This window comes from Psychrobacter sp. TB67 (assembly GCF_000511065.1).
Taxonomy (GTDB): domain Bacteria; phylum Pseudomonadota; class Gammaproteobacteria; order Pseudomonadales; family Moraxellaceae; genus Psychrobacter; species Psychrobacter okhotskensis.
On the sequence record NZ_AYYA01000023.1, the window covers coordinates 1 to 3,863 of the forward strand.

The window sequence follows — 3,863 nt, forward strand, 5'->3', positions numbered from 1 at the left end:
TGACGATAATAGTCAAACCACACCTGTCTTGGCGATTTATAGCCTAAACCCTTTTGAATTCTCGTTTGGTTGTAGTACAACTCGATATATCTAATGATATCGGTAATGGCGGCAAATCTGGTCTTATAGTCCTGATGATATATTAACTCATTCTTTAATACGCCCCAGAAGCTCTCTATAGGTGCGTTATCAAAGCAGTTACCTTTAGCGCTCATTGAGCCTGTAAGCTGATGCTGCTTGATGATCTTATGGTAGGCATGACTACAGTACTGACTGCCTCTATCAGAGTGAACGACTAGCCCTTTACTGGGTCGTTTGTTCTTAATCGCTATGTTGAGTGCACGGCATACTAAATCTGCGGTCATACGCTTGTTAATAGCGTAACCGACAAGCTCTTTAGTGTATAAGTCTTTAACGCCTGCTAAATACAGCCAACCCTCAAGTGTCCAAATATAGGTGATGTCACTGACCCACGCTTGGTTAGGGCGACTGGCATCAAACTTCTGATCCAGTACGTTTGGATAGATCAGCTTGTTGTGATTGGAGTCGGTAGTGACTTTAAAGCGCTTGTGGCGACGGCATTTGATGCCATGTTCCTCTTTAATGCTTCTAACCATGTATAGGCTAATGTCATGGCCTTGCTCGGTGAGCGTTGCATGCAAACGTTCATAACCATAACGTTCTTTACTTTCACTGTGAGCGGCTTTAACGAGTAGCTCGCAATGGTTGCGATGTATCTGCTGCTCGCTGATATCGCGACTCAGCCAGTCGTAGTAACTTGAATGCTTAATCTTTAGCACACGGCACATAGTGGTGATGCTAAAGAAGTGCTGGTTATCTTTGATAAAGGCGTACCTGACTAGCTGTGCTTTGCAAAGTACGCCGTCGCCTTTTTTAATATCTCTCGTTCCTCTTCGGCTACTTTAAGCTGTCGTTTGAGGCGCTTGTTCTCTTCAATCACGGCTATGAGCTGTGGATCGTACTGCTCTGTTCCTACAAGCTTGCCTTGGTTGGCTTTGTTATGCCAATTAGATAAGGTCTGCATGGCGATGCCAAGCTGCTTTGCGGTCGCTGAGATATTGCCATTATTGTTTGCTATCTTCTTAACGGCTTCTGCTTTAAATTCTGTGCTGTAAGTTCTGATTTTCTTGGTCATGGTAAACTCCTGTGAATACGCTTAGTTTACCAAGTTTAGTTGTACGGTTTCTTCAGCATAGCTCAAATTGTTTAAAATACCGCTTTTCAGTTATAACATAGCCATACCAATTCCCTTTATCGTCAAGAATGTAAAGGTAGCCTTCCCTCAAAAGTCTATCTGCTGTTTCGAGAGACTTATCATTAAAAATATAGCCTGTACGAGTTGGTACAAACATAAAACCTTCCGTTAAACACTGCTCACATCTCTCTGCCATGACCTTATCCCTTATCTTTTAATTATCTGATGTCACTAAATCTGATTGCTCATAACACTCATATAACCATCTATTCATCATTGTCATACGATCTACAGGATTGGTCAGATGAGTCGCTGCTACTAATTGATTATTTGCTTTATCCAACCAACTCAGTAATGTCTCATAGTGATTCACTATCAAATCACTACCTTCAATCCCTTTTTTGGCAAAAAAGCGATTAAATATACTGATATCGTCTAGCTGGCTTTGGGTAATTGGACAGTAGCTTGACTGATGTTGAATATAATTTTTAGCGTCAGCGATACAATGATGAACATTATCCATACTGTGCCAGTCACTACCTAATGCCAACCACAGCCGCTTGGGATAGCCATAGCGGTTGGCGATATAGTGATGCTGTTTTAACGGTAAGAGGTGAATCAGCACTTGCGCATCTAAGTAGCGAAAATGCTTTTTTTGACTGCCTTTCTGGATGATTTGATTCAATCCTAGTAAACGAGCGATTTGCTTAGCATCTGGTTTGGAGGCTTCTATATCAGTTGTATTAACTATTGGCTGCTGCCATTTAGGCTCGTCTGGTAGATACTCTTTTGCACTGATTCTTGTTTTATATGCCCTTATATTAGGGGCAGTATAATCCAGTAATGAGAGTATGCCGTGATGACGAGATAGCAGCTCACACTGCTGCAAATGCATCTCTAGGATATTACTGATGTCTGAGCTTAGCGTGACCATGACTGGACTATCGATCATATGGTAGCTAAGCAATTCTTGTTGTAATGAGTATATAGCGTCAGGGAAGGCAGAGTTTATCTCGCCGATCAGCTCTGTCTGGCTATGATGAACAATCATGACATCAAAGGTACTGAGCACCCTAGCGTCAAGCGTTTGCGTCTGTAGGCTTACGCTCAATGATTTTTCTGGTTGGATATTCATTATGCTGTCATGCTTTTATATCTGTGTGTGAGATTTGGGTGAGAGTCATTTTTATTATAAGTCGGTACTAGCAGCGTGATTGTCCTCAGCCTGCTCTGACAACTTCTCACAAGCTTCAAACTGCATCTGCTTCATCACTAAGTTTAAAGCCTCACCACCCCCACTGCCCCAATCCACCTTACTCGCCTTATACCCCACTTGCTTCGGTGTGATAAACGTCACATTGCCACCCGATAGCTCAATGCCACTGCCCGCCGCTTTTAGGGTCAGCGTATCAGGCGCGATAATCTCAATACTATCTCGGCTATGGAGTCTCAGTACTTGCTCGCTATCTAAACGCATCTCGTTCTGATGTGCTTGTATGGTCACATCGCCATGAGCAGCGGTATGGGTTTGGGCTTTATTACTGTAGTAATGGATATCGCCCGCTACTAGCTGATTCATCTGGGTTTGGCTATGATGATGGGTGTTATCTGTGGCGTGGCTATGGGTGCTTTGGGTACTGGTATGCTGACTGTGTTGTCCGCTGAGCATCGCTAGATGGCGCTGGGAGTCGATAAGCAGGTTAGCCTGTTGCCATTGACCTGATTCACTTAGGACTGAGTCATTGGTATCTTTGCTAAACTGGGCGTATGGGGTTTGGCTGTCTTCGTTACTGCCGCTTTGATTACTGCCTGCTTTGTTGCTTTTCTTATTGTTTGTACTCTCTATCCCGACTGGTTGATGAGCCTCAGTCAGCTGCTTGTAGGCCTGCTGGTGCTGATCCGCGGTTTGCAGTTTGCCATGGCTGCTGTGACTCATATGAGCGTTTGATTCTTGGCTGGCAGTTTGACTGCTACTGATATGAATACCTGTGCTGCCTTGAATATTGGCGGCAGCTTCAGTCTCTATGCTGATGCCTTGTCCTCTTGCTTGACCACGAGTGTGGTCGCTGTGCTGGTATAGGTGTCCAATAGTCAGGCTGGACTGAAAGCTTGAGCTATAGAGATTGATTTGCGGACTGTCAGGATGAGCGTCAAACATGAGCTGGTTGTAGCCATTGATCAGGCTGTCTTTGCTGGCCTCTCCTGTACGACTAGAGTCTATACTTTGAGTCTTGATGCCGTCGATGGGATGAGCGTGGCTTTGGTTGATAAACCAAGCAGGACTGGTGGCATCAAGGCTATCTGAGTCACTGGCGATGCTATTATGCTGGGCGTTATCGTTGCCTTGGCCGTTGTGGGTGCTGCCAATAATGATGGGATGGATGATGTCACCATCGATGAAGTCGATCAGGACGTGTTGCCCATGACGCAGGGGATGGGTTTGTCCCATGTGGTCGGCGACTAAGTGACTGGCAATGGGTACCCAGTGGGCGTCATCACTACTGCTGTCGCTATTTTGTTCGCCCCCTTGTTCATTCTGCCAATGATAATGGATATGAGCGCGATGATTACGGTCATGAGTAATAGCACTGCTATCGGTGTCAATAATACTGGCACTCATGAGACCCGTCAGACTCGGATGCGGTTG

At 44.9% G+C, this 3,863-nt stretch carries 4 protein-coding genes; all 4 read right to left on the reverse strand.

Going from position 1 to position 3,863, the window contains the following annotated elements; all coding sequences use genetic code 11:
• Positions 1 to 1,156 (reverse strand): IS3 family transposase gene (locus W293_RS0103100; RefSeq protein ID WP_156915650.1). Its coding sequence is split into 2 segments (ribosomal slippage), with 1,157 coding nucleotides annotated over them: positions 1 to 898 and positions 898 to 1,156; the frame shifts between segments, so codons are not numbered across the junction. This gene is flagged as partial in the annotation.
• A 52-nt stretch (positions 1,157 to 1,208) separates the two neighbouring features.
• The gene (locus W293_RS17575) at positions 1,209 to 1,412 is read right to left on the reverse strand and encodes a toxin VasX (RefSeq protein ID WP_025651045.1); all 204 of its coding nucleotides are present in this window, start codon (positions 1,410 to 1,412) and stop codon (positions 1,209 to 1,211) included.
• A gap of 18 nt (positions 1,413 to 1,430) precedes the next feature.
• Complete coding sequence (locus tag W293_RS0103115) at positions 1,431 to 2,351, reverse strand: hypothetical protein (RefSeq protein ID WP_025651046.1); 921 nt, start codon at positions 2,349 to 2,351, stop codon at positions 1,431 to 1,433.
• A 54-nt stretch (positions 2,352 to 2,405) separates the two neighbouring features.
• Positions 2,406 to 3,863 (reverse strand): DUF2345 domain-containing protein (locus tag W293_RS0103120; protein WP_025672555.1); only part of this gene is annotated, 1,458 nt, incomplete at its 5' end.

Bases quoted from the DNA above. Each gene is read 5' to 3' on its own strand.
- W293_RS17575 (WP_025651045.1), bottom strand. From the start codon at position 1,412: ATGGCAGAGAGATGTGAGCAGTGTTTAACGGAAGGTTTTATGTTTGTA.
- W293_RS0103115 (WP_025651046.1), bottom strand. From the start codon at position 2,351: ATGAATATCCAACCAGAAAAATCATTGAGCGTAAGCCTACAGACGCAA.